The sequence below is a fragment of the Waddlia chondrophila WSU 86-1044 genome (assembly GCF_000092785.1).
Lineage (GTDB): Bacteria > Chlamydiota > Chlamydiia > Chlamydiales > Waddliaceae > Waddlia > Waddlia chondrophila.
The window spans coordinates 51,402-67,035 of sequence record NC_014225.1; the positions used below are offsets into that span (position 1 = coordinate 51,402).

14 protein-coding genes, 1 tRNA gene and 1 pseudogene are annotated in these 15,634 nt (G+C 42.1%); 12 read left to right on the forward strand and 4 right to left on the reverse strand.

Going from position 1 to position 15,634, the window contains the following annotated elements; translation table 11 throughout:
* Positions 1 to 8 precede the first annotated feature (8 nt).
* Positions 9 to 422, reverse strand: a complete 414-nt coding sequence (locus WCW_RS00200) for a hypothetical protein (RefSeq protein WP_013181150.1) — start codon at positions 420 to 422, stop codon at positions 9 to 11.
* A gap of 79 nt (positions 423 to 501) precedes the next feature.
* Between WCW_RS00200 and WCW_RS00205 the strand changes: the two genes are divergently transcribed.
* From WCW_RS00205 to WCW_RS00215, 3 genes are all read left to right on the forward strand, one after another.
* The gene (locus WCW_RS00205; protein ID WP_013181151.1) at positions 502 to 2,337 is read left to right on the forward strand and encodes a hypothetical protein; all 1,836 of its coding nucleotides are present in this window, start codon (positions 502 to 504) and stop codon (positions 2,335 to 2,337) included.
* Between the two features lie 96 nt (positions 2,338 to 2,433).
* The gene (locus tag WCW_RS09855; protein ID WP_041941426.1) at positions 2,434 to 2,604 is read left to right on the forward strand and encodes a DUF1328 domain-containing protein; all 171 of its coding nucleotides are present in this window, start codon (positions 2,434 to 2,436) and stop codon (positions 2,602 to 2,604) included.
* 37 nt (positions 2,605 to 2,641) lie between these two features.
* Positions 2,642 to 2,714, forward strand: a tRNA-Thr gene (locus WCW_RS00215).
* A gap of 46 nt (positions 2,715 to 2,760) precedes the next feature.
* On the opposite strand, the gene WCW_RS00220 is transcribed toward WCW_RS00215, so the two are convergent.
* Positions 2,761 to 3,078, reverse strand: a complete 318-nt coding sequence (locus WCW_RS00220; RefSeq protein ID WP_306345490.1) for a transposase domain-containing protein — start codon at positions 3,076 to 3,078, stop codon at positions 2,761 to 2,763.
* A gap of 39 nt (positions 3,079 to 3,117) precedes the next feature.
* Between WCW_RS00220 and WCW_RS00225 the strand changes: the two are divergent.
* Positions 3,118 to 4,356: pseudogene (locus tag WCW_RS00225) on the forward strand (IS256 family transposase).
* 13 nt (positions 4,357 to 4,369) lie between these two features.
* Here WCW_RS00225 and tnpB read toward each other — a convergent pair.
* Positions 4,370 to 4,657, reverse strand: coding sequence for an IS66 family insertion sequence element accessory protein TnpB (gene tnpB, locus WCW_RS00230; protein WP_013181155.1), 288 nt, complete (start codon positions 4,655 to 4,657; stop codon positions 4,370 to 4,372).
* Positions 4,658 to 4,794: 137 nt separating this feature from the next.
* Between tnpB and WCW_RS00235 the strand changes: the two genes are divergently transcribed.
* The 8 genes from WCW_RS00235 (at position 4,795) to WCW_RS00270 (ending at position 12,803) form a co-directional block, all read left to right on the forward strand.
* Positions 4,795 to 5,640, forward strand: coding sequence for an alpha/beta hydrolase (locus WCW_RS00235; RefSeq protein WP_013181156.1), 846 nt, complete (start codon positions 4,795 to 4,797; stop codon positions 5,638 to 5,640).
* 17 nt (positions 5,641 to 5,657) lie between these two features.
* Positions 5,658 to 6,911: an MFS transporter gene (locus tag WCW_RS00240; protein WP_227738816.1), complete on the forward strand. Its 1,254-nt coding sequence runs from the start codon at positions 5,658 to 5,660 to the stop codon at positions 6,909 to 6,911.
* Positions 6,912 to 6,963: 52 nt separating this feature from the next.
* The gene (locus WCW_RS00245; protein WP_013181158.1) at positions 6,964 to 7,605 is read left to right on the forward strand and encodes an alpha/beta hydrolase; all 642 of its coding nucleotides are present in this window, start codon (positions 6,964 to 6,966) and stop codon (positions 7,603 to 7,605) included.
* Positions 7,606 to 7,638: 33 nt separating this feature from the next.
* Positions 7,639 to 7,878, forward strand: coding sequence for a hypothetical protein (locus WCW_RS00250; RefSeq protein WP_041941428.1), 240 nt, complete (start codon positions 7,639 to 7,641; stop codon positions 7,876 to 7,878).
* Between the two features lie 6 nt (positions 7,879 to 7,884).
* Positions 7,885 to 8,544, forward strand: a complete 660-nt coding sequence (locus tag WCW_RS00255; protein WP_013181160.1) for an HAD-IB family phosphatase — start codon at positions 7,885 to 7,887, stop codon at positions 8,542 to 8,544.
* On the forward strand, positions 8,528 to 9,751 hold the full coding sequence (gene serA, locus WCW_RS00260) for a phosphoglycerate dehydrogenase (RefSeq protein ID WP_013181161.1): 1,224 nt from the start codon (positions 8,528 to 8,530) through the stop codon (positions 9,749 to 9,751). Before WCW_RS00255 ends, serA begins: the two co-directional genes overlap by 17 nt.
* 64 nt (positions 9,752 to 9,815) lie before the next feature.
* The gene (locus WCW_RS00265; protein WP_013181162.1) at positions 9,816 to 11,615 is read left to right on the forward strand and encodes an exonuclease/endonuclease/phosphatase family protein; all 1,800 of its coding nucleotides are present in this window, start codon (positions 9,816 to 9,818) and stop codon (positions 11,613 to 11,615) included.
* Between the two features lie 63 nt (positions 11,616 to 11,678).
* Positions 11,679 to 12,803, forward strand: coding sequence for an Lpg1974 family pore-forming outer membrane protein (locus WCW_RS00270; RefSeq protein ID WP_013181163.1), 1,125 nt, complete (start codon positions 11,679 to 11,681; stop codon positions 12,801 to 12,803).
* On the opposite strand, the gene WCW_RS00275 is transcribed toward WCW_RS00270, so the two are convergent.
* The gene (locus WCW_RS00275) at positions 12,800 to 15,619 is read right to left on the reverse strand and encodes a wzc Tyrosine-protein kinase (protein ID WP_013181164.1); all 2,820 of its coding nucleotides are present in this window, start codon (positions 15,617 to 15,619) and stop codon (positions 12,800 to 12,802) included. The two genes, WCW_RS00270 and WCW_RS00275, sit on opposite strands and share 4 nt — an antisense overlap.
* Positions 15,620 to 15,634: the final 15 nt, after the last annotated feature.

Consider the following 15,634-nt stretch of genomic DNA (forward strand, 5'->3'; position numbering starts at 1 on the left):
ACCCTTTCCTAGAGCCTAGGGTTTTCCCTCTCCTTCCTTTTTGCATTTTCTTTTTTTTCTTTTTGCTGCACTCTTTTTTGGTATTCAATTCCGATGCCTGCGTAAATTTTTTTCTCCAAGTCGTCTTTTTTCCGCTGCATGCGGGACCACTCTTCAGAGGGAAAGTTATCGGGGTTTTCTATAAAACGCTTAACTTCTTTGGTGGACATGCCGCTGAGCTCTGCAATCTTTTCCATGCGATTTTGCAGATCGTCATCCATATTGCGCAATTTTTTCAGCATAGTGTCGATTTCCGAATCACCAGCTGCAGACATGTTGGAAGGGGGCGCTTCCAAAGCGCTTTTTCGTTTGATTTTCTTTTTTTTCTTTCTCACGTGCTTCGATGGATCATCGAAGGGATCTGAGGGATTATGAGCATCCATATGAACACTATGATTAAAGTTTTAAAAAATTTCAAAATAATCTAAAGATAGACTTTTTGCGAATTCAAGGGAGAGTTAAATGAATACAGTTTCCACAAACGTAACAAGCTACTCAGTGGAAGGAATACTCTTTCACTATGATAGCGATCGAGCTATTAAGCAGCATTTTCATGTCTATAATGAGGAAAATGTTTATCTGGGTCATGGAAAAACGGGAAAAGATGGAAGGTTTTATGTAGAAATCAGGTATCCGGCGGCTCTTCAACAAAAAATCACGTTGATCTTCCGCTTGTGCAGGGAGGACAACCCTGTCCACAGGCATGAAAAATTAAGAAAAGATGAAGTTTTATGTCGTCATTTTTCTTTTTACAAAGGTCGTACGGAAGTTGCGCAGACTGTCGAGACTTTTGTATTGGATAAACTGAAAAAAGATCTTGGCGAAGTGCATTTGGAGCGGCCTTATAAAAAGGAACAGGTTCCTTTAAGGTATAAAGTAAATATTGCAACAGCCTCTGTTGCTTCTCAAGTGACAGCATTTTTGGAGAAGATTAAAGAAAAAATGGATTTTTTTGATACGCATGACATTGATGATGTGATAAAAGCTTTCGGCTTCTCTTCTACGGAGTTGACTTCTGAAAATACTTGGAAGATGATCACTAACGGCATTTGTCCGATCTATTTGAAGGAGGAAGAGGAGCATTATGTTGCTGAAGTGGATTGGAGCCGTTATGAATTTGACAAACTTCAAGCTTTAGCAGATATTAAGGTATGGTTTAAAAAGAGCGTTGAAAGCGATCCTGTGATGGACCGGATAGAAGTGCGGTTTAGAGAAACGCTCGAACCTTCTTCGAGGCCTGAAGACTATACCCCTATACAAACGTATTCTCCCGATCAAGAGAATTTTGAAGAGGGATTGCGTATTGCCAATTGTGCATTCCATGTTTTTGGACAGACTGTGTTTCATTTAGGAATCGGCCATATTTACGGAGCTAATGCAGCCATTGCTGCATTTGATTACTTGCCGGGCCATCCATTAGGCAGTTTGCTTCTTCCCCACTGTCATTTTATAAGAAAGATCAGCAAGGAGATTGGAGGCCCGATCATTTTCGAGGAAGATGGTGTATTAAATGTCTCGGCATTGAGTGTAAATGGGATTGCTTCATTAATTTCTGATGCGTTGGCGTCATTGGATCCCTTTAGTTTTAAGCCTCGCTCTCCTATTAATGACAACCATACCTTTGCCAAAGTTCAGAAACATCATTTTGAAGTGCTTAAGTCGGCTGTAAAGGAGTATTTTGACGAAAATTGGGATCAAATGGTTAAAGACTGGGCGCCTGTGCATGGATTTTTCAGAAGAATGTTCAAGAATTCTCCTTCTTATCGTCCTTGGGGCGAAGAAAATTCTGCAAAGTTCAAGTGGCGTGATTCCAGTGAGCTTGGAGATTGTCGAGATGAACAGCTTCCTCCTCGAGTGACCTATCGTTCAACAGACGAAGGAGTGCGTAGTTTTCGGCTTGTTGCAGCTGATGAGCATGTGCCGCTTCCTGGAGACAGGGAGTTTATCGAACATTTTGTTGTCGATTTTATTCATCATGTCACGATTTGGCATTCCTGGATTCATCGTAGCCAGTATCTGTCATCAGAATCAAGTCCAAGTGTTGCGGATGTAAATTTTGCTCCGTTGTCTCTTTCTTTTTATGGCAAAGGTGATTATGGAGGGATTTCAATGGAGGATGCAATTCATCAATTGGAGATTGCTTCGGTATTTTCCCGTTTTAATGTTGGAAATTATGCATTGGTTGACGGTGAAGGGGTTTATTCGGGGATTATTAAAAAGGTAAAAGAGGCTGCTAAAGGATATTTTTCTTTGGGAATAGATCCGTTTCAGGAGATACAGGTTAGCACAGTTATTTAGAATTTATCGTCGAATTTTATTCGCTGTGTGGTTTATTGGTATTATTGTGGAGATTAACTTGAATACGGGTGGTTCCGTGGAAGCAAAGGAGTTTTTATGCTATATTGGGCTTTAATCTTTCTGTTAGTTGCGATTGTTGCCGGATTTTTCGGTTTTGGTGGTGTCGCCGCAGCTTCTACTACGATAGCTAAGGTGCTGTTTGTTGTTTTCGTGGTGTTATTTGTAATTGCATTATTGAATCATTTTTTAAGGGGTGGGATTGGTTAAAAATTAGGGTATTTGGTTATAATGTCCGATTCCAGGTGCCTGGATAGCTCAGTTGGTAGAGCAGCGCATTCGTAATGCGGAGGTCGGGGGTTCGATTCCCTTTCCAGGCAAACCTTTTTATCAGTAAGCGTCAAATTTACCCACATGCCTCCTCCATTAGGCGGCCGGGCATTCTTTTGCCTTAAGCCAAAAATCAGGAAGAAGCTCTTGGAGTTTCTGTGCATTATGAGACATCAGGCGACGCATGACATCTTCAATATATTCCCTTGGATTAATCCCCATCGCACGGCATGTCTGGACTAAACTCAATACGACACCAGCCGCTTCCCCACCTTTTTTATTTCCCACAAATAACCAATTTTTCCTGCCAATAGCTAAGGGACGTACCGCCCGCTCTGCTACATTATTATCTAATCTTGCCCACGCAGAGATATGATCAAAAGTTGTGTTTGAGATAAAAAGAGCGTACCCTATGAAATTTTAGAATCAAAAAAATTTATAGGAGATACGCTCATGAAGAATGATGTCATTTCTTTGGATAAATTTCACGCAACAAGTGAAATGAACAGCTTGCTGGAACAAACTTTGAGGGAAGGAGCTCGCCTGTTGCTTCAACAGGCTATTGAAAATGAAGTCAATGAATACCTGGAATCGATGAAAGGCAGGAGGGATTTCGAGGGAAGAAAACAATTTGTCCGCAACGGCTACCTCCCTGAAAGAGAAGTACAAACAGGAATCGGACCGATATCAGTGAAGCAACCTAGAATTCGAAACAGAGAAGAGAGCTCTGAAGGGTACTCAAGCGCAATTCTTCCGAAATATCTAAGGAGGGTGCCATCTCTTGATGCGGTGATTCCAGCTCTTTACCTCAGGGGGATTTCTACAAGCAATTTCCAGGATGCACTTGAAGCGATCATGGGCAAGGATGCGAAAGGATTATCCGCAGCTAACATCACTCGTTTAAAACAATCTTGGGAGCAGGAATACAAAGACTGGAACAAGCGCTCTCTTGAAGGAAAGCGCTACGCTTACATCTGGGTAGATGGGATCTATTTCAATGTTCGTCTTGGAGATGACCGAATTTGCTTTCTCGTGATTCTTGGCGCTCTTCCTAATGGTAAAAAGGAACTTGTGGCGATCCACAATGGTTATAGAGAGAGCAAAATTTCCTGGACAGAGGTATTGGAGAGTTTGAAGCGGCGCGGGCTGTGTACAGCTCCTGAGCTTGCGATAGGAGATGGTGCGCTTGGATTTTGGTCGGCCGAAGACAAAGCAGCAGCGGTGTTGGGTGCATAAAACGGCCAATGTGCTCGATAAAATGCCCAAAAGTATTCAAGTGAATGCGAAAAAGGCCATTCATGAAATTTATATGGCCCCTACCAAAGAAGATGGACTGGCGGCGTTTGAGGTGTTTTTAAAAACATACCGAGACAAATACCCCAAAGCCTGTGCTTGTCTTGAGAAGGATAAGGCGCAACTGTTTACCTTCTACAATTTTCCGGCGATCCATTGGCAGCACGTCAGGACAACTAACCCGATTGAATCGACTTTTGCAACAATAAGACACCGGACAAGGCAAACCAAAGGCTGCGGTTCAGTGGCTGCCACTTTGACAATGGTATTCAAGCTGGCTACTACAGCCGAGAAAAAATGGAGAAAACTCAAGGGTTGTGAAATGATTGAAAAAGTAATCAACGGAGTGGTCTTTTTAAAGATGGAGAAGAGGTTCTGGAAAAAGAAAAAGTAGCTTAAAAGAATTTTTAAATTAGGGTGCGTTTAAGGATTCCAAACACAACATTTGAAAATATCTCGTTCTTGGCAGCCAAAATCTTCCTTGTGCCAGCTGTTTCCACCACACGGCAAATCCGTCATTATCCCAATAAAGGATTTTCACTATTCTTCGCCCTTTACTCACAAAAATAAAATAGTCGCCTTTTGTCAATTGCCCTGAACACTGCTCTTCAGCAAGAGCAGCTAATCCTTCCAACCCTTTTCGCATGTCAACGGGATGCTGAAAGAGAAAAAAACGAGAATGGCCGGTAATTGCTAGCATGCGGTCTCCTATTATTTGAAGTTAATCAAAATTTTAACCACAACCCAAAAAAAGAAGATAGATGGGGTTATTTGACGCTTACTAAAAAATTAAAATTTATTTTATAATAAAATGAAGAAACGGAAGAATTTGATTTTATGTATGCAATTAAAGATCTATCTTATTTACAGAATATAGAGGTAAACTGCGAGGCGCAGGCCTCTCAACATAAGAAATGGGGGGATTTTCTTTACGAATTAATATTCAAGGAATTAGGCGCTTGCCTAAAGCATATTTGGTACCGTTTCTACTACACTTTAAATCCTTTTGCCAATCATCTGAATCCAACTGAAATAAAGAAAGCATCCCATCCTGGTCAAATTGCCAGAATATTGCTTCTTTTGCACGGAATAGGTGGGCATAGGTCCTGTTTTATTCCCCTGGCGAATACTTTGAAAGATGCAGGATTTAAAAATATTTATACAGTAGACTTGATTCAGACATCTGAAGAGCCTGTTCCGACCAAGCCTTTGGAAGATAAAATTTATCAACTTCGAAGAGCTTATCTCAATCAAGGGTATGCGGAAGTTAAATTTGGATTGATTGGGCATTCTCTAGGAGCTTTGGTTAGCTTAAAGTATGTTTGGAGAAGATGGAATTCCTCAACGGATTCAGAGATTTCATTTATTGTTGCAATGGGAGGACGGCTGAAATACAATGAATCTTCTTTTTCCTGGTTTTGCGAAGATGTCAGGCCTGAAATAGAAAGAAATTATGAGGCGATCATTGATGCTCCCTATAAAACGCGGTTATTCTCTTTATGGGGGGAAAATGATGCTCTTGTACCGAAGAGATCTGCGCATCTTTTTGGGAACAAACGAAGAGAATTGACAATCAAAGGGTGTGGACATAGTGGAATTGTCTTTTCACCGGAGGCCCATCGCAAAATTTTAAGATGGGTTCAGAATTGGTTCGGTATAAATAAAACATCCCTAAAGAAATGATAAAGAAAGATGTCTTGATGGAGCAAGAAAAACCGATAGGGTTGATTCACCTCATTTACCGATTTTCTTCCCCTCTTGCTTCAGTCGTCTTCATGATCTTCGGAAGCGCGTTTTTCACCACTTTTATTAGTGTGTTTCTCTACGGCAAGGGATATGGCAAGCATGAAATCGGCTATGTGCAATCTGCGTATTTTTGCGGGATGCTCATTGGAGCTTTCCAAATGGAAAGGTTAATCAAGCGGGTTGGACACATTCAGGCATTGGCAGTGTTCGGAAGTTTGGCAACTTCAATTACTCTTTCCATGGCTCTTTACCAAAATTTTGCTGCTTGGATGCTTTTGCGCTTTTTATCCGGCCTTTCCATGGCAGCTCTCTATATTGTAATCGAGAGCTGGATGCTGGAAGAGAGTAGTCTAAAAACTCGAGGTGTTATCTTATCTGTCTACATGATTTGCCTGACTAGCGCACAATCTCTGAGCCAACAAGTTTTGTCGTTCGTTGATATCTATAGCTACACTCCTTTTCTGATTTCAGCGGTCTTTACCTCTTTGAGTGTGATTCCTGTCGGGCTATCGACCAACCGCGTGACGATTCCGACAGAGTTGGAATCTGTGAGCTTTTTGAAAATCGCCAAAAGTTCTCCGTTCGGTGTTGCAGGATGCTTTGCTGCGGGATTGATCATGAGTACGATCTACAGTTTTTTTCCGATCTATTCCGAGTCGATTCGTATTCCCAGCGCAGACTTGATGTCCGTCACAATTGCAGGAGGAGTTCTTCTGCAGTGGCCCATCGGGAAACTCTCCGATTATTTTGAGAGGCGGCGTACGATTCTAACGGTTATTGCTATCACTTTAGCGCTTTCCCTTTTAGCTCTCATCAGCAGTACATTTAACATGTACAATACTCTTCTTCTCTTTTTTTTCCTGGGAGGATTTATTTTTACCCTCTATCCTTTGAGTGTGACCCAGGTATGCGACCATCTCGACCAATCGGACATCACCACCGCTTTGTCTCTGCTTCTGATTGCTTTTGGCTTGGGTTCTGTTGGAGGACCGACAACATCGGCATTTTTAGTTGCTGAAATGGGAATTAGCTCTATTTTCCTCTATTTTGCCGTTTTACTTGGAGGCTTATTCATGGTCGGAATGATCTCAACAATTCAAAGGCCTATTGTTCCTCTCGAAGAGCAAAATGATTTTATTCCGCTGCCTACAGCAACGCCTGTTGCTTATGAAATGGATCCCCGTGGCGAGGGGGACCTGCCCGAATAAAAAAACTTGCTCAATTTATCTCGAAATTCTATGAAATATTCGAGTTGAGAAAATGTTTGATGTCAAAAAAGTGCCTAATGGAGGAATTTGGATTCCTTCGACTAAAAAAGATTCTAAATGGGTTTTGGTTGCCTTGCATGGCAGTGGAGGATCTTCAGAAAATTATCGCGGTTTAGAAGCTATTTTCAATCTTCCTCAGCTGAATTATCTTTTTCTCAATGGCCCAATACGTGAATACGCCAATTTTCGTTGGTATGGAGATTCTGCTGAAAGCAGGCAGAGGGCTCTGGAGTATCTTGCCGTTGTTTTTGATCAGTTAATGAGTGCCGGGTTCCCTGCTTCGAAGATTTTTCTGATGGGGTTTTCACAAGGGGCTGCATTGGTCTTTGAATTTGGCCTTCGTTATGCTCATCTATTCGCTGGATATATTGCGATCAGCGGACGGATTGAAGACCTGCCGGCTCTGCTCCATCAAAAAAGAGCGCACATAGCGGAAAAAGGGCGTTGGCTTGTGACCCACGGCTCCAAAGATTATCATCTGTCTGTCATTGTTATGCGTGATCAGGTCGAAAAGCTTAAAAATGCAGGCTTGCATATCGATTATCGGGAATACCCGAAAATTCATGAGTTTGATCACCGGAAAGAATTGCCTGAAATCTGCCAATGGATTTCCCATTTGGCACCGAATAGATAAAATTTGTTATAATTGAGAAAAAAGGAGGAGGTCATGAAAGACAAGCTCTTTTTATTTACAATGTTAATACCGTTCAATTTTTTGACAGCGGAGTTGGCTCCCGATCAGATTCAAAATCTGGAAGAACAAAAAAAAGCTTATGGCGAAATCCCAGAAAGAGAAATTAAGTATTACGAAGAAACCGCTCCACAGAATGCCGATAAACAACGCAATTTCTACATGCACGACCATCCGCTCCAAGAGGATTCAGTGCCTGATGACACAGTTAAATAGTCCCGCATGGCAACCATCGTTTTTGATTTTGACTCGACGCTTGTGCAATGCGAAAGCTTAGAATGGATTCTCGAAGAGCAGCTGAAAGGCAAGCCGGAAGTCAAAAAACAGATTCATGAAATCACGTTGAAAGGGCTGAAAGGAATCATTCCTTTTTCCGAATCGTTGACCGAAAGGTTGAAACTTGCTGCTCCAAATAGGAAAGCTGTTGCAGCATTTGGCCAAAAAGCTTTGAAAATGATCACTTCAGGAATCCCTGAATTGATCAGTAAGTACAAAAAAGACGGCGTGGATATCTGGGTCATCAGCGGAGGGTTGTACGAGTCTCTAGTTCCGGCTTGTAAACACTTAGGGATCAATGAAGAGTGTGTGATGGGTGTGAGGCTTCTTTGGGGAAATCAGGGTGAATTTTTAGGGATCGATCCTAACGATCCTTTAAGCAGGTCAAAATCGGCGGCAGCGGCGGCAGTTTCTTTTTTGTGGAGCAGACCATGCATTGTCGTCGGAGATTCTGTGTCTGATTATCAACTTTTCAATGAGGGAATTGCAGATGAGTTCGTGTTGTATACAGAACATATCGAATGCACAGAAATTGCAAAACTGGATGTAAAAAAAGCAAATAACACGAAAAAATTAAAAGAGATGATTGATGCTATCCTTGAATAAAGACAAAATTAAAATCGTACTGCTTGAAGGAATCGATCCGAATTCTGTTCAATTTTTTAATGAATGTGGCTATCGAAATGTTGAGTTGATCGGCAAAGCCTTGGAAGGGCCGGATTTGGCGGCTGTTTTAAAAGAGGCTTTTATCTTGGGAATCCGTTCGAGAACACAGTTAAATCTAGAAATTTTACTGCAAGCCCCTAAACTTTTTGCTATCGGATGTTATTGTATTGGAACAAACCAAGTGGCTTTGACCGATGCTGCAAGCCGGGGAATCCCTGTGTTCAATGCCCCTCATGCAAACACTCGCTCTGTCGCAGAACTTGTGATTGGGTGGACGATCATGCTGATGCGCCGCATTTTTGAAAAAAATCACCTGGCTCATGAAGGAAAATGGAAAAAGACAGCTTTTGGAAGCCATGAAGTACGCGGGAAGATCATGGGGATTGTAGGGTATGGGCATATTGGATCCCAAGTATCGGTTCTGGCTGAGGCGATGGGGATGCAGGTGATCTATTATGATATTGTGGGCAAGCTTCCCCTTGGCAATGCTCGGCCAGCCCAAAGCTTAGAAGAGCTTTTACAAAAATCTGATATTGTCACGCTTCACGTTCCTGAATCAGCTCAGACCAAAAATTTGTTGGATGCTGAGCGGATGGAATTAATGAAAAAAGGGGGGTGCCTGATCAATGCCAGCAGGGGAACGACGGTCGATCTCGATGCACTTAAACAGTTTTTAGATCGAGGGCATCTTGCTGGAGCAGCACTGGATGTTTTTCCGAAAGAGCCGGAAGGGGAAGCAGTGGAATTCAATAGCCCTTTGAGAGGAGATCCTCGAGTGATTATCACACCTCATATTGGAGGGTCGACAGAAGAGGCGCAGAGTCAAATTGGTAGCGAAGTTAGCCGTAAGCTTGTTCAGTACAGCGATTGGGGAAGCACGGAAGGAGCTGTGAATTTTCCTTCTCTTTCACTGCCTAAGCATCAAAAAACGCATCGTATTCTTAACATCCACAAAAATGCTCCAGGCATGATCCGAGAGATCAATGCTGCAGTTGCCGGTGAGGGGATTAATGTGCAAAGTCAATATTTACTGACAAATATGGAGATCGGATATGTTGTTTTGGATATAGAAAAAGCTGTATCCAGCCGATTAAAAGAAAAAATTCAACAGTTAGAAGGCTCTATACGCACACGAATTTTGTATTGATCCCCTATTGTCAGGAAATGATGAAAACCGCTAAAATGCGAGCCTCTGCGGTTTTCCGGTTTTCATGAAAAAAATCTATTTCTTCCTATTGATTTTGCTGACTTCTATTGAACTGTGTGCAATCGAACACGGTTCCACTGCCCATTATTATGTTGGCGAATTAGGGGAAAAATGGCAATTTCCAAGCGATCATTTGCCTGTGGGTTTGTCTGTAGGCGATATCCATTTAGCTTTATGGAATACGTTGAATACCCGCTATCTTTATCATATCCATGCGAATCATCAGGGGTTGAAGGGAAGTTTAATCACGACAGCTAATATTCCTGAGGATGCGCACTCCAAATTGACGATGAGAGAAGAGGCTGTTATAGACCTTGTACTTGGTATGGTGCATCACGCGGTTTTTCCACGCTCTTTGATCGCGCTGCAGGAAGTCGGCAACGAAGTTTACGAAGAGCTCAGGAACCGTTTGCCGGAAAAGATGGCCTTTGTCACAGCTTTTCCAGATGATTTGGCGAATGGAGATATTTTTATCTATGATACGGATCGATTTGATGAAATCTCCTTAGTCTCTGGCTGTTTTCAAATCTGCCCGCGCAACACTTATTTGACGTTGACGCTTAAGGAAAAGAAAACCGGAGAGATCTATCGCTTTATGCAATCCCACGTACCCGGAGGTCCGGTTGCTTCAGGATCTGCGAGAAAAGAGTGGGCAGAGGATCTCTTGATCAATTTCGATCCCAATGCTGTCAACATCGTGATGGGAGACATGAATCGTTCTCCCGATTTTTTTCTTAAGGATTTAAAAGATGCCGCCGAAGATTTTGAGCTGGAAAAGCATCCTTTTCAAAATTTATGGGTCCCTTATCCCACGCATATCGACACTTATAAACGAGCAACTTGGATCGACAACTTTTTTATCTATCAGCCTAGATGGTTTCCTTCTGTCAGCGTGGAAAAAGATCCTGAGAATTTGGGGCCTGATGTTGAGAAAGCAGTCTCCATCTTGCGTGGGTTTTGCAGTTGCCCTTTAAGAGCGGCACTTGAGCTTCGCAGCCAGCTTGCTGTCCATCAATTTGCAGTTTTTCAAGGTTCTTTTGGAAGTTGGACGGATGTGCAGCTGAAAGCGGCGCTTCCAGACACACTGTATGTGAAGTGCAATTTGCATCAGTTGTTTTGCATTCAAGAAGGAGAAAAGGAGAAAGAGTGGATCAGAGAGAATAAGCGCCGTTTGATCGCTGATTGGAGTGAAGAAGAGTGCATCGTCATTGATCAATTTGATTTTGCTTCTGCTTTAGAGGATTCTGAGGATCAGTTGGAAACAGTGATGGAAGTGATTGATATGGCTCGAACGCTTCTGCGGCAAGGAAAGTCCGTTGTTCTGGTGACCCATCAAAATTGCCGCTCCGCATTTAAATTTTGGGAAATATTGTCGGATGCGCTCTCTTTTCACCCAAGCAATATCATTGTTCAAGAATATCTGACAGATGAAGAAGAGGAAAGACTTCTATCCAACAGTGAGCTGAATAGGGAGGAAAAAGATCTATTCAAGGCTTTGACTAAAGGTTCTCCCTTCGCCTATGCTGCGCTGGCAGATCAAAAAGAATCCAAAATGAGTTTTAATGAATTGTGCGATGGGATGATGCATCACATTGAATATGCCTGGTCTGAATTTGCAGGCAATGAATCCTTTGACGTGCAGTCTATCCTTGTGGAAATCGCTCACCAATCATTGGAAATTGATCTGCTTGCTGAAACTTCGGAATTTGGTTATCTACTGGAAACAGGATTCATCGGAAGCAAAAACGGCACCTGGATTATGCCTCAAGTGATCAGAAATTTTTTATTAACAATCAATCCATAAGAAAAGATTTGATTCTTAAAGTTGATTCGTTATATACGGTTCTTTTTTTAAGAAGAGGTTTGAATGATGAAAAGGTGTTTTTTATTTTTATCGGTTTTTGTGTGTTGTTGCTTCTTTTTGTCCAGGGTTGATGCAGGTAATTGCTGCGCTTCCCAATCATATGCTCCTGGTTTTCGAGAAACACCTTTATACAGGCCTAGTTGTTGCAATTATGTAGATTCTTGCAGTTATGAATGCGATCGCCAATGCTCTATAGAGATTGGGGCCGAGTTTCTCTATCGGAAAGTTTGCCTTGACGAATTTAACTGGGCGTTTACCCGTACAGAGACGACTGAAGCCAATGTGACCTCCATCGATCTTTCTTATGAGAGGCTGTGCTTGGATGATGAACCTGGCGTGCGTGCTTGGTTGGGTTTCCAGCCTGCTGGAAAAGAATCTTTAGGGATCTATTTTGGCTATGTCTATTTATCCGGCAGCAAGAATGATTCAATTCAGCAAAGCTTCGGCAATACAATCGGTACGACTGTGATGCACTACGGCCTTTTTCAGGAATCAGCAGGTTTTACCGATATTGCTGTCGATTGGAGAAATCAGTATCACGAAGGAGAAGTTGTTCTTGGCTCTAGTGCCTTTTGCGGAAAAAACCATGTATTTCTCCCCTACTTTGGAGCTGCAGGGATTTATCTTGAACAGAAATTTGCATTAGATCTTTCCGATCCTGATTTGGTTTTTGCAGGTGATGCGGGAGCTGTCGATTGGGAATCTCAATATTGGGGCGTTGGACTTCGCTTCGGTTCTCATTACAAATACCAACTAGGAAGCTGCCTCGCTTTTATTGGAAGATTTAATGCTTCTTTACTCGTTGGTGAAAATAAATTTCACAACTTTCAATCTGTGATTTTCTCCTCGGAGGCAGAGGAACTGCAGCTCAATATTTCTGGAAAGAACAAGTGTCATGTTGTTCCCGGCTATAGTTTAGGCGCAGGATTTGCTATTGAGCCGGAAATTTGCGGCTGCACCCTATCACTGAGAGTAGGGTATGAATTCAACGAATGGTACAACATTCCGAAGCATCGTACATTTTCCGGTGAATCGACTGTCGATGGCGAAGTTGCCTATTCCGATTCAGCTTCAAACCGTACGTGGGGGAGTCATGGACTCTTTGCGGGTTTGAGTTTTGCGTTTTAAGGTAATATAAAAACTAGATTCTGCTTGCTTGATTTTTGTATCAAAGGTTGAAGCTCGATATTGGTTTCTTCTTTGAGAAGAAGATAAGCTGTTTCCACCAGGTCTAATACCATGCTAGACGTTGCCGAAAGAGGGCGAGCAGAAACGCTTAAAATTACGTAATCGTAACTGCTTTCGGCATCTTTCAATACTTGAGAGAGATTGTATGCTTCCGATGCATTTTCTTCGATAAACAGTGTTTCATAGCTTGAATGCGATTCGATACTTTCTCTTTTTGCTTTCCCTAGTTCGATGACGAATAATTTTTTTCCTTGTTGAGCCAGGCGCTTGGCCAAATGCCTGGAGAAAGAAAACTGCAGATCTCCAATAACAGCGAACTTTCCCCTCTCGCTTTTTATCAGAGAAGAGAGAATATTCATTTCAGTTTCTTGAAGACGAGAAATTGTTCCCCCAATATTCACACCTGCGCCTGCTAAATGATCTTGAGAAACGGCAAACCCTTTTACAAATGCATTGAAGAATAAAAAGCCGCAGGAAATGCACATCCCAAAGATAGCTCCTAAGATTGCATACAGTAAAAGATGAGGACGAAGAGGTTTAACAGGAGGGGTAGCCAGATCTAAAGGAGCTGATTGGGCAATCTCCAGGTTAGAGGAGATATTTTTGGACTCTACCAGTTTGGTTAACTCCTCTACCATCCGGGCATTCATGTCGATTTGATGTTCGATGAGTTTTTCTGAAGCCCATTTTTTAGGTAATTGATTCAACTCTTTTTGGATTTTAGCCGTTTGCCGGCTGATTAAGTTTTTTTCTTGCTTTAAGCGCTGTTTCTGTGCAGCAACGGCTTCTGCTAATTGGTTGACCAGGATCGATTTTTGCTGTTGGATCAGATCTAAAACTGCGCTCTGCAAAGATTCAATTTTTGCTTTCAATTGCAGTTGTTTCAAATTAGTCAATTCGAGGGTTTGATTGAGGTGGAGAGCATAAAATTTCTTTAATGTTTCCAATTCAACTTGAATTCTCTCTTTTTCCCTGGTGCCATGATTGGAATCGTCTTGAATGGCGACCACGTATTGGCTGGCTTTTTTTGTCAAATCCAACGAAACGGGGTCGTTTTGGAATGCGGAGCTGAATGAGCTGATCTCAAATCCTGGCTTATAGAGCTGATCGATCATGTATTCATATTGCAACGCTTGATTTTCTAAATCGCTAAGTTGTTTTGAATAAGTGATATAAAGTTCCGAAGCAGTGTCAAGGTTGATCCCCTGGAATTCAGTTTGCGGAAATTGTTGATGCTCCAGCCTTTCCTTGATTGATTTTTGGCTGACTTCGAGATAATGCAGTAAATGACTGAGATAATTGATGAATTGGAGGCGGTATTGCGTAAGCTCTTCTTTCAAGGTGTCTTCTTCCCAAGGATGGGCATTCTTAAGTTTCTCTAAACACCTGTTGAGTTCTTCATTCCATGAGTTGACCAGATAGTTAGGATGATCCATTAAGCGCACTGCTGGCAGAGGATATTTTTCGCTTTTGAGGCTTGCTATCACGATTTGTGCGTCTTCTGTCCGATGACGCAGTTCATTCAGGTCTTCAATGTGTTTAGAGAAACTCTCTTGCCAAGCGGAGGCTGTCTTGGAATGAGAGGTTCGAAGAGCAAGTTCAATTTGATCGGAACGGGCGTCAAGTTCTTTAATTTTAGAAACCAGTTCATTGAAATATTCTGGCTGCTCTTTTGCTTGATAAATGCAGTGATTGGTATCAAATTCTTCAAACCTTTGCAGGTTTAGCTCAGCGTGCATGTATTGCTGCCTAAGCATTTGCAGCTCTTTTGTTAGAAGCTCCATCCCTTTTTCAGATTCGATATAGCCAACGCTGTCGGTATCATCGGAAAGCTGAGAAGCGTAAGTAGTCAGGATCTGTTCAAGGCTGTCTACCATCTCTTTTTCTCGACGGTTGAGATAGGAAATTTGCTCTGCGGAAATTCTGTCTTGCTCTTCTCTTTGGTATTCTTGATACACTCTCATCAATGCGTTTAGAAACTGAGCTGAGAGCCTGCGATTGGGATCATCGAATGCTAGTTGCAAAAGAGAGCTGTCATCAGGATCGGAAGTGATCGATAAGCGGTTGCGCAGGCTCTCTACGACGTTATCCATAGGGAGCAGATGTAAAAGGTATGGAGCCGATTCTTCAGGCGTTTCGTTGATGCGGACGACAAAGGAAAAATCTGCATTTTCAAATGGGAGATTTGGAGCGCCGGTACCCAGAATCTCTCCGGTTTCTACATCGATCACTTTAAAAAAAGGTTCTTTTGTAAAAATAATGGTTAGAGATTTGGGAATTTGAGAGGTGTAGATTATCTTTTCAATGAAAATTTTAGATTGTTGGTCTGGAATCGGATAATTTTGAATTTTTCTCAGATAGTAGTATTCGGTGGTAAAATTTTCAAAGATCTTTTGTTTAAGACCGGCCTGGCTCGGAAACTTCTGCAAAGATGCTTGCAGCCCAAGCTGGTAAACGACCCTTTCCAGTAATTTTCGAGACATCATCAGTGATTTTGCATCGCTTTTTTGCTGGTTGGAAAAGCTTGATGTTAGAAGGGAGGCAAGATTGGAAGTGCCAAGAGAGTCTTTTGTTTTTCCTCTATCTTTGAAGCTGGCCTCTGAGTGGAACATCACCGGGCGGGTGAGCCCAAAAATGCTCATCGCAAGAGATCCTAATAAGATGGTGAAAATGATCCAATGTTTTTTCTTTTTTAAGAGGGAGTACAGGTCTTTGAAAAGAATGGCATCTTCCTGAGGTTGCTGCGTTTGGGGCATGGGGCTCTCTTTTTT